Annotated in this window: 35 protein-coding genes; 20 read left to right on the top strand and 15 right to left on the bottom strand. The window is 60.7% G+C overall.

Annotated elements, in window-relative coordinates; genetic code table 11:
* Nucleotides 1-276 precede the first annotated feature (276 nt).
* Nucleotides 277-1,500 (top strand): tyrosine-type recombinase/integrase, encoded by a 1,224-nt coding sequence (locus ACK4OE_RS09230; protein ID WP_409884495.1) that lies wholly within the window; start codon nt 277-279, stop codon nt 1,498-1,500.
* On the opposite strand, the gene ACK4OE_RS09225 is transcribed toward ACK4OE_RS09230, so the two are convergent.
* The 15 genes from ACK4OE_RS09225 to ACK4OE_RS09155 form a co-directional block, all read right to left on the bottom strand.
* Nucleotides 1,421-1,654, bottom strand: coding sequence for a helix-turn-helix transcriptional regulator (locus tag ACK4OE_RS09225; protein WP_409884494.1), 234 nt, complete (start codon nt 1,652-1,654; stop codon nt 1,421-1,423). The two genes, ACK4OE_RS09230 and ACK4OE_RS09225, sit on opposite strands and share 80 nt — an antisense overlap.
* The gene (locus ACK4OE_RS09220) at nt 1,651-1,938 is read right to left on the bottom strand and encodes a hypothetical protein (RefSeq protein ID WP_409884492.1); all 288 of its coding nucleotides are present in this window, start codon (nt 1,936-1,938) and stop codon (nt 1,651-1,653) included. The genes ACK4OE_RS09225 and ACK4OE_RS09220 overlap by 4 nt, the downstream gene beginning before the upstream one ends.
* Nucleotides 1,935-2,471 carry a hypothetical protein gene (locus ACK4OE_RS09215; protein ID WP_409884490.1) on the bottom strand — a complete coding sequence of 179 codons (537 nt, stop codon included), beginning with the start codon at nt 2,469-2,471 and terminating at the stop codon, nt 1,935-1,937. The genes ACK4OE_RS09220 and ACK4OE_RS09215 overlap by 4 nt, the downstream gene beginning before the upstream one ends.
* Nucleotides 2,461-4,275, bottom strand: a complete 1,815-nt coding sequence (locus ACK4OE_RS09210) for a hypothetical protein (protein WP_409884488.1) — start codon at nt 4,273-4,275, stop codon at nt 2,461-2,463. The genes ACK4OE_RS09215 and ACK4OE_RS09210 overlap by 11 nt, the downstream gene beginning before the upstream one ends.
* A complete protein-coding gene (locus ACK4OE_RS09205; protein WP_409884486.1) occupies nt 4,272-4,892 on the bottom strand; it encodes an exonuclease domain-containing protein in 621 nt (206 codons plus the stop codon). Before ACK4OE_RS09205 ends, ACK4OE_RS09210 begins: the two co-directional genes overlap by 4 nt.
* Nucleotides 4,893-5,258: 366 nt before the next feature.
* On the bottom strand, nt 5,259-6,179 hold the full coding sequence (locus ACK4OE_RS09200; RefSeq protein ID WP_409884485.1) for a recombination-associated protein RdgC: 921 nt from the start codon (nt 6,177-6,179) through the stop codon (nt 5,259-5,261).
* Entirely contained in the window at nt 6,172-7,074 is a 903-nt protein-coding gene (locus tag ACK4OE_RS09195) for a hypothetical protein (protein ID WP_409884483.1), read from the bottom strand. Before ACK4OE_RS09195 ends, ACK4OE_RS09200 begins: the two co-directional genes overlap by 8 nt.
* A gap of 8 nt (nt 7,075-7,082) precedes the next feature.
* Nucleotides 7,083-7,745, bottom strand: a complete 663-nt coding sequence (locus ACK4OE_RS09190; RefSeq protein WP_409884481.1) for a lambda exonuclease family protein — start codon at nt 7,743-7,745, stop codon at nt 7,083-7,085.
* A complete protein-coding gene (locus ACK4OE_RS09185; protein WP_409884479.1) occupies nt 7,742-8,449 on the bottom strand; it encodes an ERF family protein in 708 nt (235 codons plus the stop codon). Before ACK4OE_RS09185 ends, ACK4OE_RS09190 begins: the two co-directional genes overlap by 4 nt.
* 37 nt (nt 8,450-8,486) lie before the next feature.
* On the bottom strand, nt 8,487-9,851 hold the full coding sequence (locus ACK4OE_RS09180) for a hypothetical protein (protein ID WP_409884477.1): 1,365 nt from the start codon (nt 9,849-9,851) through the stop codon (nt 8,487-8,489).
* A gap of 118 nt (nt 9,852-9,969) precedes the next feature.
* The gene (locus ACK4OE_RS09175; protein ID WP_409884476.1) at nt 9,970-10,173 is read right to left on the bottom strand and encodes a hypothetical protein; all 204 of its coding nucleotides are present in this window, start codon (nt 10,171-10,173) and stop codon (nt 9,970-9,972) included.
* A complete protein-coding gene (locus ACK4OE_RS09170) occupies nt 10,170-10,583 on the bottom strand; it encodes a hypothetical protein (protein WP_409884473.1) in 414 nt (137 codons plus the stop codon). The genes ACK4OE_RS09175 and ACK4OE_RS09170 overlap by 4 nt, the downstream gene beginning before the upstream one ends.
* A complete protein-coding gene (locus tag ACK4OE_RS09165) occupies nt 10,580-11,335 on the bottom strand; it encodes a hypothetical protein (RefSeq protein WP_409884471.1) in 756 nt (251 codons plus the stop codon). Before ACK4OE_RS09165 ends, ACK4OE_RS09170 begins: the two co-directional genes overlap by 4 nt.
* Complete coding sequence (locus tag ACK4OE_RS09160) at nt 11,332-11,529, bottom strand: hypothetical protein (protein WP_409884469.1); 198 nt, start codon at nt 11,527-11,529, stop codon at nt 11,332-11,334. The genes ACK4OE_RS09165 and ACK4OE_RS09160 overlap by 4 nt, the downstream gene beginning before the upstream one ends.
* A 1,627-nt stretch (nt 11,530-13,156) precedes the next feature.
* Entirely contained in the window at nt 13,157-13,840 is a 684-nt protein-coding gene (locus ACK4OE_RS09155; RefSeq protein ID WP_409884468.1) for a helix-turn-helix transcriptional regulator, read from the bottom strand.
* Nucleotides 13,841-13,912: 72 nt separating this feature from the next.
* Here ACK4OE_RS09155 and ACK4OE_RS09150 point away from each other — a divergent pair, with 72 nt between their 5' ends.
* The 19 genes from ACK4OE_RS09150 (at nt 13,913) to ACK4OE_RS09060 (ending at nt 21,662) form a co-directional block, all read left to right on the top strand.
* On the top strand, nt 13,913-14,137 hold the full coding sequence (locus tag ACK4OE_RS09150; RefSeq protein WP_409884467.1) for a hypothetical protein: 225 nt from the start codon (nt 13,913-13,915) through the stop codon (nt 14,135-14,137).
* Entirely contained in the window at nt 14,134-14,289 is a 156-nt protein-coding gene (locus ACK4OE_RS09145; protein ID WP_409884466.1) for a hypothetical protein, read from the top strand. Before ACK4OE_RS09150 ends, ACK4OE_RS09145 begins: the two co-directional genes overlap by 4 nt.
* Nucleotides 14,286-15,263, top strand: coding sequence for a DUF1376 domain-containing protein (locus tag ACK4OE_RS09140; protein ID WP_409884465.1), 978 nt, complete (start codon nt 14,286-14,288; stop codon nt 15,261-15,263). The genes ACK4OE_RS09145 and ACK4OE_RS09140 overlap by 4 nt, the downstream gene beginning before the upstream one ends.
* On the top strand, nt 15,260-15,949 hold the full coding sequence (locus ACK4OE_RS09135) for a DUF6475 domain-containing protein (RefSeq protein WP_409884464.1): 690 nt from the start codon (nt 15,260-15,262) through the stop codon (nt 15,947-15,949). Before ACK4OE_RS09140 ends, ACK4OE_RS09135 begins: the two co-directional genes overlap by 4 nt.
* On the top strand, nt 15,921-16,427 hold the full coding sequence (locus ACK4OE_RS09130) for a hypothetical protein (protein WP_409884463.1): 507 nt from the start codon (nt 15,921-15,923) through the stop codon (nt 16,425-16,427). The genes ACK4OE_RS09135 and ACK4OE_RS09130 overlap by 29 nt, the downstream gene beginning before the upstream one ends.
* The gene (locus ACK4OE_RS09125) at nt 16,427-16,684 is read left to right on the top strand and encodes a hypothetical protein (protein WP_409884462.1); all 258 of its coding nucleotides are present in this window, start codon (nt 16,427-16,429) and stop codon (nt 16,682-16,684) included. Before ACK4OE_RS09130 ends, ACK4OE_RS09125 begins: the two co-directional genes overlap by 1 nt.
* Entirely contained in the window at nt 16,681-16,926 is a 246-nt protein-coding gene (locus ACK4OE_RS09120) for a hypothetical protein (protein ID WP_409884461.1), read from the top strand. Before ACK4OE_RS09125 ends, ACK4OE_RS09120 begins: the two co-directional genes overlap by 4 nt.
* On the top strand, nt 16,923-17,378 hold the full coding sequence (locus ACK4OE_RS09115) for a hypothetical protein (RefSeq protein ID WP_409884460.1): 456 nt from the start codon (nt 16,923-16,925) through the stop codon (nt 17,376-17,378). The genes ACK4OE_RS09120 and ACK4OE_RS09115 overlap by 4 nt, the downstream gene beginning before the upstream one ends.
* Nucleotides 17,375-17,734, top strand: coding sequence for a hypothetical protein (locus tag ACK4OE_RS09110; RefSeq protein WP_409884458.1), 360 nt, complete (start codon nt 17,375-17,377; stop codon nt 17,732-17,734). Before ACK4OE_RS09115 ends, ACK4OE_RS09110 begins: the two co-directional genes overlap by 4 nt.
* On the top strand, nt 17,731-17,937 hold the full coding sequence (locus tag ACK4OE_RS09105) for a hypothetical protein (RefSeq protein WP_409884457.1): 207 nt from the start codon (nt 17,731-17,733) through the stop codon (nt 17,935-17,937). Before ACK4OE_RS09110 ends, ACK4OE_RS09105 begins: the two co-directional genes overlap by 4 nt.
* A gap of 2 nt (nt 17,938-17,939) precedes the next feature.
* Nucleotides 17,940-18,110, top strand: a complete 171-nt coding sequence (locus tag ACK4OE_RS09100; protein ID WP_409884456.1) for a hypothetical protein — start codon at nt 17,940-17,942, stop codon at nt 18,108-18,110.
* Between the two features lie 149 nt (nt 18,111-18,259).
* Nucleotides 18,260-18,814: a hypothetical protein gene (locus ACK4OE_RS09095; protein ID WP_409884455.1), complete on the top strand. Its 555-nt coding sequence runs from the start codon at nt 18,260-18,262 to the stop codon at nt 18,812-18,814.
* Nucleotides 18,811-19,473: a hypothetical protein gene (locus ACK4OE_RS09090; protein ID WP_409884454.1), complete on the top strand. Its 663-nt coding sequence runs from the start codon at nt 18,811-18,813 to the stop codon at nt 19,471-19,473. The genes ACK4OE_RS09095 and ACK4OE_RS09090 overlap by 4 nt, the downstream gene beginning before the upstream one ends.
* A gap of 88 nt (nt 19,474-19,561) precedes the next feature.
* The gene (locus ACK4OE_RS09085) at nt 19,562-19,807 is read left to right on the top strand and encodes a hypothetical protein (RefSeq protein WP_409884452.1); all 246 of its coding nucleotides are present in this window, start codon (nt 19,562-19,564) and stop codon (nt 19,805-19,807) included.
* 5 nt (nt 19,808-19,812) lie between these two features.
* The gene (locus ACK4OE_RS09080; RefSeq protein WP_409884451.1) at nt 19,813-20,028 is read left to right on the top strand and encodes a hypothetical protein; all 216 of its coding nucleotides are present in this window, start codon (nt 19,813-19,815) and stop codon (nt 20,026-20,028) included.
* Between the two features lie 131 nt (nt 20,029-20,159).
* The gene (locus ACK4OE_RS09075) at nt 20,160-20,564 is read left to right on the top strand and encodes a hypothetical protein (protein ID WP_409884450.1); all 405 of its coding nucleotides are present in this window, start codon (nt 20,160-20,162) and stop codon (nt 20,562-20,564) included.
* On the top strand, nt 20,561-21,046 hold the full coding sequence (locus tag ACK4OE_RS09070; protein ID WP_409884448.1) for a JAB domain-containing protein: 486 nt from the start codon (nt 20,561-20,563) through the stop codon (nt 21,044-21,046). The genes ACK4OE_RS09075 and ACK4OE_RS09070 overlap by 4 nt, the downstream gene beginning before the upstream one ends.
* 107 nt (nt 21,047-21,153) lie before the next feature.
* Nucleotides 21,154-21,366 carry a hypothetical protein gene (locus ACK4OE_RS09065; protein ID WP_409884446.1) on the top strand — a complete coding sequence of 71 codons (213 nt, stop codon included), beginning with the start codon at nt 21,154-21,156 and terminating at the stop codon, nt 21,364-21,366.
* Nucleotides 21,363-21,662: a hypothetical protein gene (locus tag ACK4OE_RS09060; RefSeq protein ID WP_409884445.1), complete on the top strand. Its 300-nt coding sequence runs from the start codon at nt 21,363-21,365 to the stop codon at nt 21,660-21,662. Before ACK4OE_RS09065 ends, ACK4OE_RS09060 begins: the two co-directional genes overlap by 4 nt.
* The last annotated feature ends 41 nt before the right edge of the window (nt 21,663-21,703 follow it).

Here is a 21,703-nt window from a genome sequence, read left to right as displayed (position 1 = left end):
CCACCGCTCCCGGCATTTCGCGAGGCGGGAAGGAGGCGCTGAAAGCGCTCCGTGTCACTTGAGAGGCCGAAACGAAAAAAGCGCCCCGAAGGACGCTTTTTGATTTTTGGCGGAGAGGGCGTCCGCAGACTTAGTGCTGCATATAAGTGCATGCAGTTGCTAAGTTGTTGATTTTGATGGGAATATTGGAATTTTCTTGTTGCGTGCTGCTGCATGCGATTCCACAAAGTTGCAGCGCGTATGTGGGCAGGTTGTGGGCATGGGATAGGATTCGTCATGCCAAAACGAGCCAAAGAACTTACAGCCGCAGCCGTAGCCAAGCTGCGCACCCCAGGACGCTACCCTGTTGGAGGTGCTGAGGGCCTGCATTTACGGATCACCGATGCCGGTAGCAGGCTCTGGGTCTGCCGGATCATAGTCGGGGACAAGCGCCGAGATATCGGCCTTGGCCGGTATGAGGATGTCTCACTTTCTCAGGCGCGTGACGAAGCGCGTGACAAGCGCAAGATGGTACGCCAAGGGGTGAATCCCATGCCCCCAGCCAAGGAGGCGCCACCAAAGCCGAAGACACCACATCCATTCCGCAAAGTTGCAGCCGAATTTATCGCCGGAAAGAAAGAAGGCTGGAAGAACGAAAAGCACAAAGCCCAGTGGTCAAGCACGCTTGAAACCTACGTGTATCCATTCATCGGGGATATGGACGTTGCGGATGTGGCCATGGCGAATGTGCTGGATGTGCTGCGGCCGATTTGGTCTGCCAAGACTGAGACAGCCACCCGCGTGCGCGGCCGCGTGGAGTCTGTGTTGGCCTACGCTGCGGTGCAGGGCTGGCGGGATACCGACAACCCGGCGCGCTGGAAGGGGCTGCTGGACAAGGTGCTGCCAGAACCAGAGAAGATCAAAAAGACGGAGCACCACCCGGCGATGCCGATTGATGAGGCGCCTGCCTTCATGAATGTGCTGGCGGGCGTGAAGGGCACCGCCGCCCTGGCGCTACGCCTGCTGGTGCTGACAGCTACACGCTCGGGCGAGGTGCGCGGCGCCAGATGGTCTGAGTTTGATTTGGAGGAAGGTGTTTGGACAATTCCCGCCGACCGAATGAAGGGTGGGGTAGAGCACAGGGTTCCCCTGAGCACGCAGGCATTGCACCTGCTGTCCGTGGTGCCAAAGTTCAAAGACAACGAGCTGCTGTTCCCATCTGCGAAGGGCGAGCTGCTGTCAGATATGGCTATGACCGTGCTGATGCGCAAGCGTGGTCTGGTGTATGTCCCGCATGGATTCCGGTCCACCTTCCGCGACTGGGCGGGGGACCACACTGAATACCAGCGGGACATTGTGGAGGCCGCGCTTGCGCACACGGTTGGGAACAAAGTGGAGGCGGCATACCGGCGCAAGGACGCGCTGGAACGCCGCCGACCACTCATGCAGGATTGGGCGGATCATCTTTTGTCCATTCGCCGCGCTGCCAGCGCTCCAGATCAGACTGCCGCCAAGCCATGACGCGAGGGCCAAGGGATACTGCTGGAGGTGCTATTCCCGCTTTGATCCATCGCCACCACGTCACGCGATGCACGGGGGCGTACTGTTCAAGAACCTTTTTTTCCCGAAGGAATACATCAGGCGCGGCGCCTGGGCCAGAGGTTTGCGCTGTCATGGCGCCACCCACTGACATTTGCCGTTGGCGTCCACCACGCAACCCTGAATGATCCAGAGCTTGACGGCGACCAAGAACGGCTTGGCCTCTTCCTCGGTTGGCTGCACTCCTGCGATTTTGGCGCTGATGGTGTCGTTGCCATCATCACGGACCGTGAACACCCACACCCTGCCGTTGGCATCGGTAATGCTGCGCTTGTTGTCGCCGAAGCTGATTCGGATGGTCTTCTTGCCCATGAGTTTTGCGAATTGATTTTTGATGCGTTGACTGAGGTTCATGTTCAAGCCCCTTCTTGCTTGCGGGCTGCGCGTGGGGTGGGCGCAGCGGTGTAGAGGCATTCCGAGTCGCACAGAGGTGGTGGCGCATCGTCGTAGCGCGTGTAAGTTGCCTCGCCTTCGTGCTCCTCACCGGTGGCCACCAGGAAAACCTTTCGGGCGTCTTGTGGGGGTGGGGCAGAAAGATAGACCTGGCGAATCTCCCAGCCCAACTCCATCAGGCGACCGGTGGCGGTTCCCTTGTAACCTTCCTTGCGCGCAACTTCGAGAACGCGGTTCTTCACGCCGTGCTCTGTCACGTCGCTGTAGCCAGGAATGGCGATCCACCGCCCTTCACCTCTGTCCTCATTCAATGCGCAGGCTGTGTAGAAGTCCGGCGCAACCGGCGCTGTCGCCTCGGATGGCTGGCCCCAGCGCGCCACAGCGGCACGCATTGCGTTGAAGATGCGGGCGGTTGTCAGTGGCTGGGCCTTGCCAATGTCTTCGCCGTTTGCGGCTTTGTAGACCTCGGCCAGCTCTGGATTCGTCGGTTCAGTTGCCATGGGTGTTGCCCTCCTTCTGTGCCAAGGTTGCGCGGCGGTTTGCTTCTTTGCCTTGCTCCCAGTGCATTTCCAGGGTGGTGCAGATCGAAATGATGGCGCGGTCCTGTGCCACTCCGCCATGCTGCCTCGTGTCCAGTGCGTAGTGGTAGTCGCGGATGGCCTGCTCAATAGCACCAAGGCGTGCATCCCCCTGCTGGGCGGCTGGGGTGGGCGCGGCGGCGATCAGGTTGCGCAGGTCCGATGCGTAGATCAACACGCCCATGCGGTTACCCATCGTCGCCAAGTCATCGGTGCCATCGGCCTGCCAGCGCCACACCCCCCCGCGCGCGTGTTCCTCCATCAGCGTCAGCTGCTCGCGCAGTTCTGTCGCGGTTTCGATGGCCTTCTTCAGGTCGCGCGCAAGCTCGTCGGCACTGCTCGGCCCCGCAACTGCGCCAGCGGCTGGTGCCGTCCCGCTGGCATAGGCGAGCGCGGCGCGCTGTTGAGCCTCGGTGCCATGCTGCAGCATCACTGCTGCGATTTGGTCCTGCGTCTCAGCGTTGAACGGGGCGGATGGTGCCGCCTGTGCCGTGGTGGATGGCTCTGAATTCTCAGGCGCTCTTGATGCCTCCGTGCCTTCCACATTGCCGAACAGAATTATGCTCATGCGGTGTCTGTAGTAGCCCGGTGCGCCCTGCTCTCTGAGGTACTTATCGACCTCACAGGCCGCATCAAACCGCGTCAGATCGCGGGCCATCATCCGGCTGGCTTTTATGCCGTACTCGGCAATCAGTTGCTCATCCGGCACCGCCCCGGCTGATGCTTGCCCATCTCTGACGCCACGCAATACTGTGATGATGTGCGAGCGCTCCTTGGTGTTGGGTACGAACATTTCCAACCAAGCTATGTCTTCGGTCAGGAGCCTTTTCCGCCACAGATCATTCTCAACGGCTGGCGCTTTCCCACGGGATGCTGCGCCAGCCAGGAATGCTGCGTGCCATGCTCCGCCAACGTCCGGCACGATGGCGTGGGCCTCGCAATCCTTGATGTATGCGCGCAGCGCCGTGGCTGCGACATCGGGATTTATGACGGCTTCAATGCATGGCGGCGCGTTCACCTTGATAGCCGCATCAATCTCCGATTTGCTCCATTGGTCCGCCGTGCCATCGCTGGATGGCTGCGCGGGGGACTTGGGGAAGATCAAGAACTCGTCTCCAGGCTTGATGGTCATCGCCGGTAGCCCGGTGATGGATGCGCCCATGTCATCGTTGAACTTGAGCAATCCCAAGGCCCCATCCTGAGCCACTGGCTGCACTGCTGTGATCTTGTGAAGGGTGACGCAATCCGGATCGCCAGCTTCCACGCGCAGCAGCGTGCCAGCTGGTGCGATAAAACCATCATCCCCAAACATTGAAGCGGAGTAGCGCTTGCCGTGTATGGTCAGAATGTCGTACCGCTTGTCGTACTGCATCCACGATGGCATGCGCTCGGCTGGCTGCGCGTCTGGCTGCGCGATGAGCGCCAGTTCGCGCGCAACGGTGTCGGCCTCATGCCCTCCAAGCTTGATGCCAGGGTGCACGGTCAGGTACTCGCGAAACGCTTTGGTGATTTCGTTCGCGGCATCAGGTGCTGCCGCCGCATCAACCTGGATCGACTGGGCGCCAGCGTCATAGGCATTGCTGATGGACAGCTCTGCGCGCTGCAGGACGCCTGCAAGGGTTGCAGAAAATGCTTCTGGCGTGCCGTGCTTGGCAACGGCCATCAGGCGGGCATGGCACTCAGCCATGCCTGGGCTCAACTGGGATAGGGCATTTGCTGGGTTCATGCGCGCTGCTCCTTGGCGGCTTGGTCTTGAATGGCGAAGTACACGCTCATGCAACTGCGAGCGTCAGCGATAGCGCTGTGCGCGCCCTCAATGGGTTTGCCCAGCAGCAATTCGTGCGCCTCTGCGAGGCTGCACGTTTTGCCTTTGAGGCCCTGGGCCTTGCGATGGGTGGTCAGCAGTGGGGTGCAAATGCGTTGGGTGCATTCGCTGGCGCCAGCCTTCCAGATGTCGGATGGCAGAGTCGCTGCGCTGATGTTGCGGGGGTCGGCAAAGCGCTTGAGGGCGATGCGCAAAAGGCGTGCGTCAAATGGCTCGTTGTGCCCGATTCTTTTGCGCTGGCCGCACAGCGCAAGGAGCATGTCCACAGCCAATGACTCGGGGACACCGACATCACGGGCGTGCTCGGTGGTGATGCCATGCACCTGGGTGGTGTCTGCTGGAATCTCCCAGCCCTCGGGCTTCACGATCAGGTCAAGGCAGGCGATTTCCTTGCGAGCATCCAGGTCCACGAGGATGGCGCCAAGCTGCACGATGTGTGGTTGTCGTGGATCGTCGCTTGGCTGGTCGTAGAGTGGGAGGCCCGTGGTTTCCGTGTCGTAGAAAAGTGCGATGTTCATGTGACGGCCAAAAATTAAGCCCGCAACGGTGGCGGGCTTGTGGTGGGGTGGTGGGTAGCCGGTGAGCGCTTCACCGGGTCCGTGGGCCTGGGCTTTCGCTCAGGGTGCGTGACCGCAATTTCGAGTGCGATCTGAGACGCAATGGCTTCCACTTCCTCATCGCATACCCCAGCGCGCGATGCCTCAAGGGCAGGGCTGTACGGGTTCTGGTGGCAGAAAGGGGAGCCGGGTCGGTGGCTGTAGTGATACCCGCCGCATCGGCACAGTGCGTGGCCGCTGTCGGTCAGGTGCTGGGTGAAAAGCCCATAGTCGCGGCGCCTGGTCCGACACTCTGGGCATCGGAATAAGAACGCCACGGTTGCAGCGTCATTCCGAAGGTGAAGAGGTGGCTGACTGAATTTCTGGGACTACCTCGTCACCCAGTGCTGCGTACAGATCGGGCAAGAGTCGGCACAGTTCGCCTGTGGCAATGGCCACGTCGGTGTCAAAACCTCCATCGTCGGCCTTGCCATCGAACACGGTGTCCAGAAACTCCAGCTTCTTGATCTGCATGCCTTCGGTCAGCATGAACGAAACACGGTCATCCCAGGTCATTGCCAGACGAGTGGGCAGCTTGCCCGCGTCGATGTGGGCCTGCACCTCGGCTATGTCCAGCGGATGTCGCCCGTACTTCACGACAGCCTTGGATTCGCCCGCGCTTTTCAGCTCGCATTCGCGATCAACGGTGAAACCAACGGGCGGCTCCTGCTCCTTGAGCCAGTGGGCCATCGCGGCTTGTGGGCTGGTCTGCGTGTTGATGAGAGAAACAGACAAGCCTTGCAGGGCCTCGACCAACAAGCTCACAACCTCATCGGCCCGGCCCTGGCTGGACGTGTCCAGCACCAGCGTAAGCGAGCGTGGGTCAACCCACACCCAGGTGCTCGCCTGCTTGGCGAACGCCATAGGCAACAGGTCAAGCATGGCCTCATCCTTGAGTTCCTTGCTCTCTTTTTTGCCGGGCTTGCGGCCAGTTTCCTTCTCGATGCGGTCGGCCTTTTCCTTCACCCGGCGCGCCAGGACGCTGCCAGGAACCGACTTGGTTTCTGTCATGAGGCGCAGCACCCACTGGCCGCCAACCGATTCCGCGAGCGCGCCGTTTTCTTCGCCTCGCGGCGGAACCCACCCAGATGACTTCGCCTGCGTGGCACCGCACTCCAAGAAGGGTGTCTTTGCAAGGGCTTCTTCCACATGGGTAATGTCCATGGACCACCCGGAGGCAATGCGATAGACGATGAGGTTCTTAAACATGCTCTGGCTCCTTCTTTTTGGCCGCGTCGATTGCGGCGCGAGGATCTTGGAAAAGACCGGGCTGCACCTTGCCGTCATCGGGCCAGAAGACCCAGTAGCCGGTGGTGGATTCATCGCCCACGAGGTCATCTTTCTTGCCGCGCGCCACCATGGCGCGCTGGTCGATGAGCCAGTCCAGGCGCTCGCGCTCTTCTGCGATGTCTGATGCCTTGGGCTTCTTGGGTCCGGCTTTGCTGGGCGTGAGCTTCTTTCCGCCCTGTGCCTTGACCTCGGCCAGTTGCTCGGCCAGGACTGCACCGGCCTGCTCGCCGTGCTTGCGCGCTGCAGCGGTGGCCACGGTGGCGGAGACTTCGCCCGACTTCACCATGGCCTGCACGTCGCTGTTCGCATCGCCCAGCTCCAGAAGCTGGCGCACGCGCTCAGGGGTGCGATTGATGCGCTTGGCGATGTCATCCAGCCCCCAGCCGAAGGCGCGCAACCGCTTGAGGATCGTGGCGGTTTGCAACGGGCTCAGGGTGCGGCCTTCTGCGGACGTGATGATCCGCAGGTGGCGGTCAGCGTCATTGCCAACAAAGGGTATGGTCAGCACGTAGACACGGCCATCCTTTGGGTCATGCACCGGAACGCCACGAGCCACAGCCCTGGCATAGGCTTCGCGCCGTGCGTGCCCATCGACAACAAATTTGCCCCCTTCGGCGCGGTCGCGCACCTCAAGCGGTGGCAGCGTGCCCCCACCAGCGAGGTGGGCCACGATCCCCTCAACGCGCGAGTCAAATTCCTCTGCGCTTTCCGGCGCATTGAAGTCAGGTTCAAGGTGAAGCTCTTCGAGCAGAACCTTTACAAGGTCGGCGCGCTTGGCTGTACCGGCCTCCAGCAGTTGGCGGTTTGATGACATAGGGTCTTTCAGGCGGCGCACAGCCGCATTTGTTTTTCATGTGCATCGGTTTCCATGAGGAACTGACGCACCAGGGTTTCGTGCTCCCGAATGGCCGCGTCGTCGCGCTCTACGTGCACGATCAGCAGGCGCATGTCAGGCGGGAATCGCGGGTCGAAGGAAACGAACTTGGCGAACTGCGCGCCTGTCACCCACAAGTTGTGCGTGATCTGCGGCACGTAGATGGTCGGCACCGTGCGGTCTTCGAGGTACAGCAGGTGGGTTTTGCTGTCGGGGCACTTGAGTTCAAGCACCCCAAGGCGGCGCGCGCTGATTTCGTCGCCGTGGATAAAGGCATCTACGCTGCACCCTGCCGCCAGCCGATTGAGCTTGCAGAACCCAGCCTCGCGGACCACGTAGCCCGTGCGGGCCTCGAAAGCCAGGCGGGCGCGGGGTTCGGTGGCATTGCCCCAGGCCATCGACGGGGAGCGAAAAGAGTTGTCCTTGGACGGCACCCCCAGGCGCTCCAGAACGATGCGGCGCATGTAGCCTGCGCGCGTCTTGGAGTCGCCGCGATCCGACTTTGCCTTGGCATAGAGCGCGGAGACTTCGGAGCCGGTCACAAGCCCCATACGCTCCTTGAACCACTCGGGTGAGCCCTGGGCATGGTGGCTGATGGTGAAGCGTGTCATGGTGCGCCCCCAAGCTCCTGCAGGCGCGCATCAAGCGCCAACTTGACCGTATTCCACCCGCGCACGTCGCCCGCATCGCTGAACGCAGTTGCGGCCTGCTTTCGCACCTCGGCCAGCGCTTCCGGGGTCTTCGCATCCCTGGCGTAGATGCACCAGCCCTGAACAACGGAATCATCAGCGGGCTTGGGCATGTCGGCGCCGCCACGGCCATCGTCGTCTGGACTGTCTTTGGGGGCGAACCCGAAGGCCATAAGCAGCGAGTAGCGCTGCAGAAATGTGCGTACCGATTGCTCGGACTGCGCCACTGTCAGGCTTGGGTCACGCTCTGCTGGGGCGTCGAGTCGGGTTGTTTCGATGTGCCCGCCACGATGCGCCAGCTCGCAAGATATTTCGATGTTGCCGTCTACAGGGCTGCGGCTTGGAACCCAGCGGTGTGAAAACCCGTGCGCGGCAGCGGCCTTGATGATCTGCTCGCACACGTTGCCAATGGTTGCGTAGTCGTAGGACTCAAACCCGCCGTCGCCATCTGGTTTGAATGCGGTCTTGTCCTTGAGGATTTCTGGCGGGTTCACCTTGAACGCAGCCATGTCGGCCACAAACGCTTTGCGGGCCTCGTCTTTTTCCCACGCGCTCTGCTCGATCTGCAGTGCTTTGACTTCGCTGATGTTGAGCCCGGCTTGCATGGCCAAAATGGCCGAAGCCATTGGGCCTGCCTGTGTTGTCGTGTTTTCGTTCATTGTCTTAAGCGGTGGTTGTGGTGGTTGCTTGTGCGATAACGTCGTGGGCGTTTTTGATCAGCCCACGGGTGCTTTCGGACACTTCGCCCGCAAGTTCTTCGCAGCCCAGCAGGCCGGTGACGGCGTCGAACAGTTGCTCTGCCACCTTGCGCTTTGCGTCGAGGGCTGCAGCCTGGGCGGCCAGCTCATCGGCTTTGCGGCGGGCGGCGGCTTCCTGCTCTTCTTTGATGCGGCGCTCAGCGGCGGCCTGCTCGGACTGGATGCGCTCGCGCTCGGTTGCGCTGGCGTGCATGACGGTCAGTGCTTGTCGTGATGTGCTGCGCGCTGCTTGCGCCTCGGCTGTGCGGTCATCAAAGTAGTCCCCGACGATCAACATGCCGTCCAGCGCCTGGAGTGCCGTCGCAATGGCGGCAGCGCTGCTATCAGCATGCGTTTCGGGGGATGAGCGGATAGCGTCGATGCGGCGCTGAATGTCTTTGGCACGCTGCTGGCGTTCGCGCTCGATGCGCTCTGCCTGCTCGCGTTGCTCGGCAGCCTTGCGCGCAATCTCGTCGGCCTGGGCCTGGGTTTCGCGCTGCATCTTCTCCAGTGCGGCACGCTGCTCTGCCATGCGTGCGTCGTGTTCGCGCTGCTGCTGTTCCATCTGCTCACGCTGCGTGCGTGCGGCTTCTTCCTGACGCTGGCGTTCTGCATCCAGTGCGGCGCGCTGTGCCGCCAGCTCCTGCTGCTCTTTCTCGTGTGCCTGGGCGGCCTGGAGCATTCCGTCCAGACGCTCCAGCGTGGCGGCCTTGACAGAATCAACACGGCCTGCTGCGTCGCCATAGAGTTCCAGCGACACAGGCACAGCATCAAGCGCTTCGATGGCCAGTGCAATGTGCTCAGACGACTTGCCTGCAACATCTGCAGGCTTTGCAAGGATGTCCGCGATGGCCGTCTCTACGCGCGCCGCAGCTTCGGCTTCCTCGCGCTCTTTTTGCGCCTTGATCGCGGCCTTGCGGTCTTCTTCACCCTTGATCTGGTCATGGATTGGGGTTTCCAGCTCCAGCAGCGCGGCCACGATGCGCTCTCCTTCGCTGTCCACTTTTTCGGCCACCTTCTTGATGGCAGCCTTTTGCTCTTTGACGATGTGAGGCACCTTGAAACGGCGATCCCGGATGTCCATGCGTGCCTTGCGTGCGGCATCCATGCCTTCGGCGGTGGCCACGTCGTAGGTCTTGTTGCGGTACTTTCTGCGCAGCGCCGCAATGCCTGCGTCTACTACGCTCAGCTCGGCAAGAGCGGCTTTCTCAAGGGTGGCAAGGGCGGTCTTGGAGGTGATTACTTCGGCGGCGCCAGCTTGCGGCGCCGCTTCAATGATTTGTTGATTCATGGCGTGAAGAACGGTTGAATGAGCCCGGAGCAAAGGCCTGTAGCGGCGGCGGTTGCCAGGGCAATGAAGGTGAAGTTGATTGCGCGCAGTGCTGCGCGTTGGAGCCTGCGTGCGCGCCTCACGGCCGCTCCCGGTGGCAGATCAGAACGTCGCCCTCCCACTCGAAGGGCTGGCCCTTGCAGACATGGCGCGCGGCGAAGTCCCGCGAGTGCTGAGCCTGCTCAATCTCGGAGGGCTCTGCAGCGGCCTCGGATTCGTGCCCGGCGATTGCGCCCAGCCCAAGGGCGAGCACGGCGGCGATAAGCCAAACGGCGTCTTTCATGAGGGGTCTCCTTGCTCGATAGATTCGGGGTCCAGCGTGGCGCCAATGGCCGACGCCTCGGGGGGGGCGGTGCACCGCACACGCTGCTGGCATGAGCGCAACGCGCCCTGGGCGATTGCCACGCAGTTATCCAGGGCCTTGCCCATCACCTCGGGGTCCGAGTTGCTGCAGGCCTCGGTCAAGGCGATCTGTCGTAGGGCGTTGAGCAGCGTGTCGCGCTCGCTGCGCAGGGCGTTCAGCTCTCGGGTTTGGGCCTGGGCTGCGATGGATGCAGCTAGGGCCACCGGAGCATCGCGTTCTGCACGGGTCTGGCACTCGTCGGCAAGACCTATGCGCTGCAGGTGCTGCATCACCACGTCTTCACCGGCTTGTCGCTGGGCGGTGCGGATTCGGTTGAGAAGTTCGCTCATGCGCTGTATTCCTGTTCTGCTATTTCGCACTGCAGGCCGCAGGCTGGGGGGGATAAATCGCGGCGCTCCTTGCCTGGCGGTATGTCACGCAGGCTGTAGCGTTCGCCAGTTGAGCGGTTTCGGAACAGGTAGGCGCCTGGTCCGATTGCTTCTTGCACTTGGCATAGCCTTTCAAACTCTTCCGGGAAGTCCTGCTGGATTGCCCTGAAATAGCCCTCGCCACCTTTGATACATCCGATGCAGTTGGCATTGCTGTAGCCCAATCGGTACATCGCGGGAAGCTCAATCCCAGCACGCTCAAGCATGGCGAGGCAATCTTTTTTGCCCAGGCCGCGCTCAATCAAAGGCGCCAGCACTTGCTTATCTGGGTTGCGGTCTTTGAAGTCTTCGTAGCGGTCTTCTTCTTCCGCTGTGTAGCCGAACACCATCACGTCGCCGGGCTGGCGCCACTGGTCTAGCAGCTTGCGCTTGAGCTTCGCTGTGCAGGGCGCGCCGAACCGGGACTTCATGAAGCGCTCGCGGCGGAACACCTCAATGACTGACGCCCCGTAGCGCTCATCGCGCAGCACAGTGATCGGTCGGTCAAACCACTTTTCACAGTCAAGCAAGAAGCGCCGGTTGTCCGGGTGCTCTTCCTTCACAAACGCATTGATGATCTGGACATCGTGCGTTGCACCGAACTTGGACAGCGTGAGCTTTGTAGCGACGGCAGAAGCCGCGCCGCAGGAGAATTGGCAGACGACTCGGCTCACGACAGCATCCCCAGGCTATGCAGGTGTTGCTGCTGGTCCTGCAGCGCACGGTGGTAGTGGTTGTCACTGGCCTCGATTGCCGCCACCTCTGCCCACGCCTGTTTGCGCAGGCGCTGCAGTTCTTGCTCGGTGATGGGGGGCGGTGCGCCGGGGACGCGCAGCAGAGGCTGTATGGTCGCGTGGACGTTGTGCATGGTCTCTCCAGAAAATGATTGAAATCAGTCAGGAGCGCTTTACAGATAAGCGCTTGCAGCTATAAATTTCGTAGTGAATTGACGAAAAAAATCCCGCATGGCGCGGGCTGGGGAAAAAAGAACCGCTGCCCTTGCGGGGCGTGCCGGGGGAACTGAGAAGTGAGGGAGGGAGGAGACTCCCCGGCGCGGTTGAAAAAGGGTGGGGCGGCGCGCTTCTAGGAAAGCACTGGAAACGCCATCGCTGATGTGTATGGTGGAAATAACGAGGAATGCCCGAACCCCGACCAACGCATGGCAACCGCAGTTGCCGCCCCGAAAAGTGGGCAGGGGTACTCTCCCTGCGCGCCAGCTCACCGCCGACTCTTTCTGCGCCTCCCGCCACTTCGACAGGGCTCCATGGGGGATCGCAGACTAGGTTTGCCAGACAGAGGATTTCCCTGCTCTTCACGGCCTGAGCTACTTCGACGAGCCCGAAGGCCCGTTTCGCCGTCTTACCCGTCGGCTCATCAGGAAGTTGGGCGAAAAAGAAGATGGAGTCGGGCTACCTGCACCGCGACGTACTGAAGCCACTCGCTAACGCATTCAAGAACCAGCCGTTGGCCTGTCTGCGGGGGGGTGGGCAACTTTCAACGGGTCGGGTTCTAGCCGACCAGATTCAGTCATGCGACACCATCACATCAGCAGGGTTCGCCTTGAGGCTTCTGGCAAGCCAGGCCCAGTCCCCGTAGCGGCCCTGCTGATGTGATGGCCCTCTTGCAAGGGCATCCCGGCATCTGGTAGCCGTGTCGCTGCATCAACATGCAGCACCGTTTCCGTGGTGTCAGCCCCGTGAGGGGTTCCCATCCCGTTTACCGCGCTTCGGCGGACTGGGAACCGCCTCGGATATCGGCGGCGCATAGCTTCGGCCCATGCCCGAAGGTGCTCTTTTGCCGGACAAATGCCCCGCAGGTGGGGCAAGCAACATCGGCGTGCAACTTGTGAAGGAGCCATGAGGCTCCGCGACGATCCGCTTGAGCCCACCGCTCCAACTGCCTGGCATTCCTGCCCACCCTTGCCTCTGCATCGTTTGGCTTCGGCCCGTGTCGCTTGGCCTGGGGTGTTTCGCGTTTGTTGGTGCGATGAGTGAATTGAACCACAGTTCAAGTTGGGTTGTCAACCTGGGTTCAATTTTGGCGGTGCAGTGCTCGGCTACGCCCGAGCCGGGGTGAAAAAAAGCCGCCTCGGTGGGCGGCCTTTTTCGGCATAACTGTTTGAAAAATTTACGCCTACTGGCGATACGCGCACATCTCCCCATGGAAGGAGGGCTTCTCGTACAAGCAATAGCAAGCAGCACTGATTGATGCAGCCGCCGCTCCGAAGGGAGTATTTGCGGCCTTCTTTCTCACGCAGGAATCTCGACCATCGAATCCAAAAAAACCTCGTCCAGATCCCTGTTTTGACGCCAAAAAGCCCTCTGGATGGTCAGCCAAACACGCGCGTATCACGGCTTGGTGAACGGCAAAATTCTGAGTCCCAGGCATCTTTTCGAGAATGCAATCCGCATAGTCTGCAGAAAGCGCCGCTGATGCAGTCAGCATTCCAAATGCTGCGGCAATCGCGCGACCTTTGCTACCCATCATCCCTCTCACTAAATCCGCTCACTTTGTTTGTGCACTATCTCGCCAATAAGTACACAATGCTCGTCGCAAATTTTTCTTGGGTATTTGCGCTGATCTGGGTTGTCTGAAGAGAGCCACCACTGGCCGCCATCGCGCAGAAGGCGCTTTATGACCAGCTCGCCTTCGTAGTTGACGGCAAAGACCACCCCATCCTTTGGCTCGACGGAATCGGTATTGACTACCACAGTGTCGCTGTCAAAAAGGCCTGGCTCCATGCTCCCATTGGAGACACCAACAGCAAACAGTTTTTCGGGCCGCAGGCCACGCCGCTCGTACCACTGACGTTGAAACACGATGGGTGCACCTTCATCGTCACGGTACTGAATGCCAAAACCTGAGGCGCCTGCTGACAACTTGAATTTCACTCTGCGAACTGCTGGGTACTCTGGATTGTTTTCTAGGTCGATTGGGCCTTGACTGCTTGCCAACTGGGTTCCATGCGCCACCTTCTCCCCATTGCCGTTTGCAAGCCATTCCGGGTTGAGCCCGAACAGACTGGCGGCCTTGAGGTTGTTCTTGGTGCCAAACGCCCCGCCGTCGCGGACCTTGGCGACAGCCTGGTAGCTGACGCCCAAGGCATCCGCGAGTTGCTGAACCCCCCATCCTCGGGCGTCTAGTTCAGGCTTTATTCGATCCCAGCAGTTTGCAACCATGGTTGTGATGGTAGCGGCTTTGATTTGAACCTAAGTTGACAAATAGAGGTGAACCGTGGTTCAATTCCGCCTATGCTCAAAGCCAAGGCCATTGAATTGCTCGGGGGAACCACATCCGCCGCTTCCGAAGCAATAGGCATTTCGTACCAGGCGGTAGACAAATGGCCAGATGTTCTGCCAAAGCGGATCGCAGAGCGCGTTCTTGGTGTGTATGCACGCAAGCACCTCCCCCCTGATGTCCTGGCTGATTTTGACGCCACTGAATCTGACGCATCGACATCGAAGGGGGTTGCATGACCTCCATCGAAGTGATCGACCGCGAGGCCAAGGAGGCCGCTGAGAGCGGCCAAACCCCAGAGCAAGCGTGTCGCTGGCCGTTGGCGCTGCCCGAGGGCGAGCGTTGGCTTGAAACCTACAACTCCGCATTGCTGGAGCTGGAGTCCGCGTGAGCGAAGCCCCGCACCCGTTGACGCCTTCTGACTGCGAGCTGCAAGACTTCGCTTTCATGCCGCTGGACGTTGCACGCTTGCGTGACAGCGATCTTGCTTCGGACGAGTCGCCAGAAGCGTGCTGGGCTGCTGTGCTGCTTTGGGCCGCATCGTGGCACCAGATACCCGCAGCCTCCATGCCTGACAACGAGGCATGGATTGCGAAGCATGCCGGGTACGCCCAGCGCGGGAAGATTTCCGAGGACTGGGCGGCGGTGCGCGCAGGCGCTATGCGCAACTGGGTGCTGTGCAGCGATGGGCGCTGGTATCACCCCGTGGTGGCAGACAAGGCGCGTGATGCCTGGGCGGCGAAGCTGCAGCAGCGCTGGCGCACGGAAACGAGCCGGATCAAAAAACACAACGACCGCCACCCAGGTGCGAATGTTCCGCGCCCCACGTTTGAGCAATGGATCGCTGCTGGCCGTCCTGCTGGACAGCCTCTGTTTGTCCCGGAGGACATGCCGCCTTGTCCCAAGGGACAACCCCCGTCTGTCCCCGGTGAAACGCCCTCCAAGGGAGAGAGAGAGGGACAGGGACAGGGACAGGGAGATTCTTTATTAATAAATACAGACGGATCTGCGCCCGTACCTCCCGCGCCGCCCGTCGCACCCATTGCGCCCAGGCCACGCAAGGTGTTGTCGCCCGAAGAGCAGGCGAAGTCGGAGCTGTGGAAGGCCGCCGTGTCCGTGTTGGAGCACGGCGGGTGCCCCGCATCGCAATGCCGCACCTTCATGGGCAAGTTGGTGACCGACTACGGCTTTCCCATCGTCAAGGATGCGATTGCCGCCGCCGTCAGTACGCAGCCCGCCGATGCGCGGGAATACCTCAAAGCCACATGCCAGCGCCTCAAGGGAGAGCGCCTGAACCGCCAGGAGGCGCTGGAGCAGCGCGGCCAGAGCGTGGTGGATGACTGGGCAACAGGAGGCAAGCCATGAATGAATCCGAGCGCCGAGACTTCGGCCAGTTGGTCAAGGACGTGATGGCGTACTACCGCCAAGACACGTCTGCATTCCTGCTAACGGTCTGGTGGAACGCCTGCAAGCCGTTTGAGCTGGAGCAGATCCAGCAGGCCATGCAGCGCCACATGACGGATGCCGAGCACGGCCAGTTTGCACCCAAGGTAGCCGACATGGCGCGGATGCTGGTGGGCACAGCCACTGATCGCGCATTGGTGGCCTGGGGCAAGGTTCACGAGGCCATGAGCGCCGTGGGCGCCTATCAGGACGTGGTGTTTGACGACCCGGCCATCCATGCCGTCATTGAAGACCTTGGCGGGTGGGTCAAGGTGTGCCGGACCGACCTGAAAGAGGTCGGCTACCTCCAGCACAAATTCTGCGAATCACACCGCGCATACACGCGCCTGCCGTCCTTCGACTACCCGCGCAAGCTGGGTGGCGCGGCCGATGGCTCTGCGCAGTACGCGCGCTTTGGATTGCCACCACCCAAGCCGGTTGTGGTCGGCGACATCGAGAAGGCCCGCCAGGTCATGCGCCTGGGCAGCTCTGGCGGCAAGACCGCCATCACCACGGAAATCACGGCGCTGCTTGCATCGCGCAGCGCGCAGCAGCGCCTTACGAATGACGAGAAATCACATGGCAAAGCAGACACTTCCGTTGCCTGAGTTTTCACTTGAATGGCTTTACGCCAGAGTGAAGGAGGATGAGGGTGGCTGCCTTATCTGGACCGGCTACACGTCGGCCGCTGGGCAGCCACAGGCGCGCATCAACCATCAGTTTTTTTTGGTGCGTCGATCCGTTTGGGCACAAACCCATGAGAAGGAGCCAGACGCCAAGCTGTGGATTGGCGCCCGCTGCAAGAAGCACGGATGCGTGCACCCTGATTGCATGTTCGGGCGGTCGCGCTCGAAGGCTCTAAAAGGCAACACGCTGCCCATCACAGTGCGCGCGAAGATTTCTGCATCGCGCTGCAAAAACTCCAAGGTGACGCCCGAGAGCGTGAAGGCCATGCGTGTTGAGCCCGGCACGCTGCATGAGATTGCGGCACGGCACGGAGTTGATCCGTCGTATGTGTCTCAGCTCAGGCGCAACAAGCTTCGCTTGGACTACAGCAATCCATTCGCAGGACTGGGGGCGCGCTGATGTGCACTGCATGCGATGAGGCGCGGCCAGCGCCAGCATTTTTCAGGTTCTTTGCCGAGGGCTGCGCATTCTGTGCGGCCCGGCGCATTCAGTACATCCAGCGCACGTTGAAGCTGTCACCCACCGACACGCGCGACCGCTGCCGCAAGGCGCTCGCCCAGGCGCTGGAGCTTGGGCTTGATGAAAAAGAAATTCGAGCGACTGCCAAGGCATCGGCGTGGGCGCTTGCACCAACTCAGGAGGGCAAAAAGCCATGAAGTCTGCATTCGAGAAGATGCGCGCCAACCGCGCTCAAAGAAGAGCAACCAGGGATGCCACTGACAAATTGCTGTGTGCAGAGAACAACCTGGCTCTGATTTTTGGGGCGGAGCCCAAATGCATGGACGCCAGTAACTACAAAGCTGCGCATGAGGCATGGGAAACGCTCGCAGCGCGCCGCGAAGCGAGGGCAGATGTTCATCGTGGTGATTGGAAGTCGCACAGATGGGTGGCCCCATGAGCGGGATAGTCCTTGGCATAGACCCAGGCCAACAAACTGGTATGGCCATCTATCGGCATGGAGCGCTCAACGGACTGCTCACGCTGGACCCGTGGGACATCACGGCCTTCATTGAGCACCAGCGTGGCGCCTGGGGCGTCAATCGCGTGATCTTTGAGGACTCGCGGCTGCAGTCGCACATTTTCAGCGCTCACAAGCCTGGCAAGCGTGTTCTGAGCCACCCCGAACAGCTCAAGGTAGCTCGCAACGTCGGCCAAATCGACGGCTGGTGCCACCTCATTTTCAACGTCTGCGCAGAGCGCGGCATCAACTGCCACGGCATCAGCCCAGCGAACAAAGGGGAGAAGCTGGACCACAAGCAATTTCAGAGCGTGACCGGCTGGGCGGCGAAGTCAAACCAGCATGAGCGCGACGCCGCAATGGTGGCCTGGAAATACCGGAGAGCTGTATGAGTCACGACCACGATACCCAAGAGCATGGCGGCGTGACCGACCCCAACAAGGCGGTCGATTTCATGATCCTGAATTCCAAGAGCTTCGCCCAGGCCAAAGCCCAGCGCGTGTATCTGGAGGAATTCCGCAAGTCCAAGAAGGCCCTGCTCATGAACCAGTGCACTGAGAAGGCATGGGCGGCCAAGGAGGCCTATGCCTATTCGCACCCGGAGTACCTGGAGCTGCTGGAGGGCATACGCGAGGCGGTGCGCTTTGAGGAAGCGCTGCGCTGGCGCCTGACAGGCTCCCAGCTCCGCGTGGAAGTGTGGCGCAGCCAGAACGCCAACAACCGAACCCAGGACAGGACGATGCGATGACAAAAACCCGACGCAAACACAACTCGACCGTGCCCAACGGGCGCTTCTTGAAGTCGGCGGATGTTGAGCGCTTGCTGTATGGCGAAGCTGTGCCGGATGCGCAGCGCCGAATAAACGCCAGCGCGGCAGCCCAGGAGGCACGGGGCTATATCGAACTGGGCAAGGCGGCATTGGCGCAGCAGGCTCAACGGGCGGAGAGGTAATCATGAAGGAATTTTTTGCCGTTTTGGCCATCGTTTTGATCGTTGCTGGGGGCGTCGTCTCATGCAACGACCAACTGAGTAGGTCAAGTGAGTGCCGCGCCGCTGGTGGTGTTTATCTGTCGCGTGATGCCGTGTGCATCGACGTGAAAACAATAGACCTGAGCAAGCAATGAAGCGGGCAAAACCACTCAATAGGTCGGCCTTCAAGCGCCCTACGCCGGCCGCCTGGATCAAGCCAGAGCGCACATACACCATGCCAACGGTGACAGATCCAACGGCTTTCCGCGTGCCCGTAGCCGTCACCACGGCTGCAGATGCCATCGTGAAGTCCGACCCCGTGCGCTGCAAGCCCTACCTCCGCGCTGTGGCTGGCTTGCGTTGCATCCACTGCGGCGTGCTGGGCTACAGCCAATGTGCTCACGCCAACACCGGCAAGGGGGCCAGCATCAAGGTCAGCGACCTTGACAGCTTTCCTTTGTGCACCGTTCACCCCGGCCCGGATGGGACGCTGGTGCAGGGATGCCATGAGCGTTTCGACCAGGGCGCGCTTTTCAGCAAGGCAGTTCGCCGAGAACTGGAACCCGCATGGGCCGCAGACACTCAGCGCCGCATCCTGGCCATGGGGTTGTGGCCGAAGAACTTGCCGCGTCCAGTTTTTTTAGAAGAAGAGACGACCATGACCGAACCAGATGAAGCCAAGAACGACATTGAGCGAAAGATGCTCCAAGGCCTGGGCACCGAGTTGAACCATCAAAGTCATGAGGTTCTTAATTTCCACATGACTGGGCAAGTAGGGGAAGACCCAACTGGCACGATTTGGACGGTCCCTGTGGCCAAGGGTGTAGTGGATGTCATCATCAAGGAGATACGCGCATGAGCCATGGACCCAAGGAAATCACGAGCACCCAGCTTGTATTGGACGCAGCCCGTGATTTGCATGCCATGGGCGAAGAAATTACGCGCGAAGGGCTTGTAGCTGCCACCGGCCTGAAACAGCACATCGTTGATGAGCGGTTGCGCGTGCTGGTTGGGGACGAGCGTATGAAGCGCGTTGGACGGGGCGCGTTCGCCCTGGGCGAGCAGTACCACGAGAGCAGGGCGATGAGCAAAACCCTGCTGCCCAGCGGCGAAGTGAAATACGAAGTGGGGGATCAGTTGCTAGAACTTACGTCCTACGAGGACAGTGTGTTGATGCTGCTGGCATGCGGCCCCATCCACCAGATGACGCTGGCCGATGCCAACAAGCAAGCGATGGTTGCGCACAAGATTTTCAGCCTGGCAGAGCCGCGAGCGATGAGCAAGACGCTGCTCCCCAATGGGCTGATGAAGTACGAGATTGGCGATGTCACTCTGCTCCTGTCCCCTGCCGAGGACCGCATGCTCTGCATTCTCGTGGCGGGCTCATCAGTCCACATCGCAACCATCGAAGCTACCCGGCAAGTTGGCATGGTGCAGGCGCTTTTTGCGCAGCGCTTGGCGCACCTCGAAAAGATCACGCGCGACCGGAACCGTAGAGCCGATGGCAAGGCTCTTTGATTGTGAAAAAAGTATTACAAAAAACACTTGACTGGTTAGATTTGCGTAATACATAATTCAATCACACCAACGCAAAGGAGTGATTGAAATGACCACCGCGAAAATTCTCAACAAGTCACAAGCCGAAGCCGTCTATAGCGCCATGTGCACGCTTAACAACCTGGGGGGGCGCTTGGATGCCTTTCTTGAGGGCTGCTTTCATGTGCGTTCGATGACGGATGGGCGCGTGATCGTGCATCGCGTGACTGGGTTCGCGCATCCGCCCGCCGCAGAGCCAGAGATTTACGCCGATCAAGCCGCCTTCGCCACCGCCTACGGTCTGCAGCAAGGGTGATCGCCATGAACCGCACCCAATACCGCAAAGCCCGGCGCTCCATCCGCGACAACGGACGTTTCGCACTGCGCTGGCTGGATGCCCAAACCAGGGCAGCCATGGAGCACCTGCTGTTCAACATTCAAGACAGCACTGACCCGCTCGCAGAGCGCGCCGACATCGTGAGGTACTGCCGCGCAAACGGGATCGCCTGCAACGTGCGCCAGACCCAAGCCCGCTGAAAGGACGCGCAGCCATGACCAACTGGGACAAGGCTGCAGTGCTTGCACTGCTGGCCGCTGAAAACTTCTGCTGGATCGCCACGCGCGCCCCGGCTTCCATCGAACCCCTGGCACTCGCCTGAAAGCCTTCCATGGACCGCAGCTATTTTTCCCCTCTGGTGAACAAGCCCATCGTTATCACCGGCCCAGGCACCTACCGCACCCGTGCGGGTGAGGTTGTGGAGGTGCACACCTCCAGCATGGAGCACGCCTACGCCTGTAAAGGCACCTACGCCAGCGGCGCCATGGATTCCTGGCATCGCAGCGGGCGCATTTACGCCCATGTTGAAAGCGCCGACGACATCGTTGCCGCAATCCCCAAAACCTACCGGCTGTACGGCATGGACTTCGCCATCGTTGCTGAGTACCCAGACACCGAGCAGGGCATGACCCAGGCAAACGCATTCATGGAGGCCAACCGCAACACGGGCCTGCTGGCGGCGGAAGGGGGCCGGATCATCCTGGCCGCGCTGGCAGACAAGGGTGTGAAGCCATGAGAGCCGTCGTTTCCAGAATTGAGCCCGCAGACTGCGCAGCCAGGCGCGAGGACGGCATCATTGCCCAGGCCCTGGCCATCCTGCACAGGCGCATCAAGCAAGGCCCGCTCATGGACAGCCCGAAGGCCGTGCGCGACTTCCTGGCGTGCCATGCAGCCAAGTCGCCTGACGCCGAAGTGTTCACTGTCATGTTTCTCGATAGCCAGCACCAGCTGATCGAGTGCCGGGACATGTTCAACGGCACCCTGAGCCAATGCAGCGTGTACCCGCGTGAGCTGGCCAGGACAGCGCTTGAGCTGAACGCATCGGCGGTGATCCTGAGCCACAACCACCCCAGCGGCAGTGCGGCCCCCAGCCGAGCGGACCAAGACCTCACGCGGAGAATCAAGCAGGTGCTGGAGCTTGTTGACGTTCGCACACTGGACCACATCATCACGGCGGGCGGAGAGAGCCAGTCCATGTCCGAGATTGGTCTGATGTAGTGGATGTCCCAAGGGACAATACAAGCATGTCCCCAGGGACACACCAGCGATGTCCCAAGGGACAATGCGGGGACAAGTGAAAATGGCTGTTCAGGCCACGCATCATCATGAGCAAAGCACCAACACCAGAACCCGCCAAGCGCCCACCCAACGACCGTGGACAGGGCCGCAAGCCCATTCCGCCCGAGGAGCGGGCCGTGAACAAGAGCATCCGCTTAAAGCCTGCCCACTGGGGCATGTACGATGAGCTGGGCGGATTGGATTGGCTGCGGCCAGCACTGGAGGCTGCCCACAAGAGGATGAAAAGGAGCGACCCATGACCCTATCTGCATCGGCTTCCTACGCCTTCCTGGCCGCGCTGGCGGCAGTCTTCGTGGCAGTCATGGTCTACATAACCCGCACCCATCTTCGCAACATGCGTGCGCTTGATGAGCGCGTTGCGCGGCTGGCAGCCGAGCGCGCAGAGTCGGAGAAGACCCTGCGGACCACCGTAAAGCTCATCGAACAGCATGCGCGAGGCGAATTTCAGCCCGTCGATCCTGTGGTTGGAATCGGCCCTGGGTATTACGTCACAAAAAACGCCGACTCGACCCAGACAGTCACCATTGTCGATTAGGGCGGCCAGCTCGCAATGGGATAGCGATTCCCACTGCATAG

Source organism: Acidovorax sp. (assembly GCF_046314175.1).
GTDB lineage: Bacteria > Pseudomonadota > Gammaproteobacteria > Burkholderiales > Burkholderiaceae_C > Acidovorax.
This window is presented reverse-complemented; position numbering and strand designations above follow the sequence as displayed.

What these genes read in the sequence shown, in the direction of transcription:
- ACK4OE_RS09230 (WP_409884495.1), top strand. Translation starts at nt 277, where the DNA reads ATGCCAAAACGAGCCAAAGAACTTACAGCCGCAGCCGTAGCCAAGCTG.
- ACK4OE_RS09225 (WP_409884494.1), bottom strand. Translation starts at nt 1,654, where the DNA reads ATGACAGCGCAAACCTCTGGCCCAGGCGCCGCGCCTGATGTATTCCTT.
- ACK4OE_RS09215 (WP_409884490.1), bottom strand. Translation starts at nt 2,471, where the DNA reads ATGGCAACTGAACCGACGAATCCAGAGCTGGCCGAGGTCTACAAAGCC.
- ACK4OE_RS09210 (WP_409884488.1), bottom strand. Translation starts at nt 4,275, where the DNA reads ATGAACCCAGCAAATGCCCTATCCCAGTTGAGCCCAGGCATGGCTGAG.
- ACK4OE_RS09205 (WP_409884486.1), bottom strand. Translation starts at nt 4,892, where the DNA reads ATGAACATCGCACTTTTCTACGACACGGAAACCACGGGCCTCCCACTC.
- ACK4OE_RS09200 (WP_409884485.1), bottom strand. Translation starts at nt 6,179, where the DNA reads ATGTTTAAGAACCTCATCGTCTATCGCATTGCCTCCGGGTGGTCCATG.
- ACK4OE_RS09195 (WP_409884483.1), bottom strand. Translation starts at nt 7,074, where the DNA reads ATGTCATCAAACCGCCAACTGCTGGAGGCCGGTACAGCCAAGCGCGCC.
- ACK4OE_RS09190 (WP_409884481.1), bottom strand. Translation starts at nt 7,745, where the DNA reads ATGACACGCTTCACCATCAGCCACCATGCCCAGGGCTCACCCGAGTGG.
- ACK4OE_RS09185 (WP_409884479.1), bottom strand. Translation starts at nt 8,449, where the DNA reads ATGGCTTCGGCCATTTTGGCCATGCAAGCCGGGCTCAACATCAGCGAA.
- ACK4OE_RS09180 (WP_409884477.1), bottom strand. Translation starts at nt 9,851, where the DNA reads ATGAATCAACAAATCATTGAAGCGGCGCCGCAAGCTGGCGCCGCCGAA.
- ACK4OE_RS09175 (WP_409884476.1), bottom strand. Translation starts at nt 10,173, where the DNA reads ATGAAAGACGCCGTTTGGCTTATCGCCGCCGTGCTCGCCCTTGGGCTG.
- ACK4OE_RS09170 (WP_409884473.1), bottom strand. Translation starts at nt 10,583, where the DNA reads ATGAGCGAACTTCTCAACCGAATCCGCACCGCCCAGCGACAAGCCGGT.
- ACK4OE_RS09160 (WP_409884469.1), bottom strand. Translation starts at nt 11,529, where the DNA reads ATGCACAACGTCCACGCGACCATACAGCCTCTGCTGCGCGTCCCCGGC.
- ACK4OE_RS09155 (WP_409884468.1), bottom strand. Translation starts at nt 13,840, where the DNA reads ATGGTTGCAAACTGCTGGGATCGAATAAAGCCTGAACTAGACGCCCGA.
- ACK4OE_RS09150 (WP_409884467.1), top strand. Translation starts at nt 13,913, where the DNA reads ATGCTCAAAGCCAAGGCCATTGAATTGCTCGGGGGAACCACATCCGCC.
- ACK4OE_RS09145 (WP_409884466.1), top strand. Translation starts at nt 14,134, where the DNA reads ATGACCTCCATCGAAGTGATCGACCGCGAGGCCAAGGAGGCCGCTGAG.
- ACK4OE_RS09135 (WP_409884464.1), top strand. Translation starts at nt 15,260, where the DNA reads ATGAATGAATCCGAGCGCCGAGACTTCGGCCAGTTGGTCAAGGACGTG.
- ACK4OE_RS09130 (WP_409884463.1), top strand. Translation starts at nt 15,921, where the DNA reads ATGGCAAAGCAGACACTTCCGTTGCCTGAGTTTTCACTTGAATGGCTT.
- ACK4OE_RS09125 (WP_409884462.1), top strand. Translation starts at nt 16,427, where the DNA reads ATGTGCACTGCATGCGATGAGGCGCGGCCAGCGCCAGCATTTTTCAGG.
- ACK4OE_RS09120 (WP_409884461.1), top strand. Translation starts at nt 16,681, where the DNA reads ATGAAGTCTGCATTCGAGAAGATGCGCGCCAACCGCGCTCAAAGAAGA.
- ACK4OE_RS09115 (WP_409884460.1), top strand. Translation starts at nt 16,923, where the DNA reads ATGAGCGGGATAGTCCTTGGCATAGACCCAGGCCAACAAACTGGTATG.
- ACK4OE_RS09110 (WP_409884458.1), top strand. Translation starts at nt 17,375, where the DNA reads ATGAGTCACGACCACGATACCCAAGAGCATGGCGGCGTGACCGACCCC.
- ACK4OE_RS09105 (WP_409884457.1), top strand. Translation starts at nt 17,731, where the DNA reads ATGACAAAAACCCGACGCAAACACAACTCGACCGTGCCCAACGGGCGC.
- ACK4OE_RS09100 (WP_409884456.1), top strand. Translation starts at nt 17,940, where the DNA reads ATGAAGGAATTTTTTGCCGTTTTGGCCATCGTTTTGATCGTTGCTGGG.
- ACK4OE_RS09090 (WP_409884454.1), top strand. Translation starts at nt 18,811, where the DNA reads ATGAGCCATGGACCCAAGGAAATCACGAGCACCCAGCTTGTATTGGAC.
- ACK4OE_RS09085 (WP_409884452.1), top strand. Translation starts at nt 19,562, where the DNA reads ATGACCACCGCGAAAATTCTCAACAAGTCACAAGCCGAAGCCGTCTAT.
- ACK4OE_RS09080 (WP_409884451.1), top strand. Translation starts at nt 19,813, where the DNA reads ATGAACCGCACCCAATACCGCAAAGCCCGGCGCTCCATCCGCGACAAC.
- ACK4OE_RS09075 (WP_409884450.1), top strand. Translation starts at nt 20,160, where the DNA reads ATGGACCGCAGCTATTTTTCCCCTCTGGTGAACAAGCCCATCGTTATC.
- ACK4OE_RS09070 (WP_409884448.1), top strand. Translation starts at nt 20,561, where the DNA reads ATGAGAGCCGTCGTTTCCAGAATTGAGCCCGCAGACTGCGCAGCCAGG.
- ACK4OE_RS09065 (WP_409884446.1), top strand. Translation starts at nt 21,154, where the DNA reads ATGAGCAAAGCACCAACACCAGAACCCGCCAAGCGCCCACCCAACGAC.
- ACK4OE_RS09060 (WP_409884445.1), top strand. Translation starts at nt 21,363, where the DNA reads ATGACCCTATCTGCATCGGCTTCCTACGCCTTCCTGGCCGCGCTGGCG.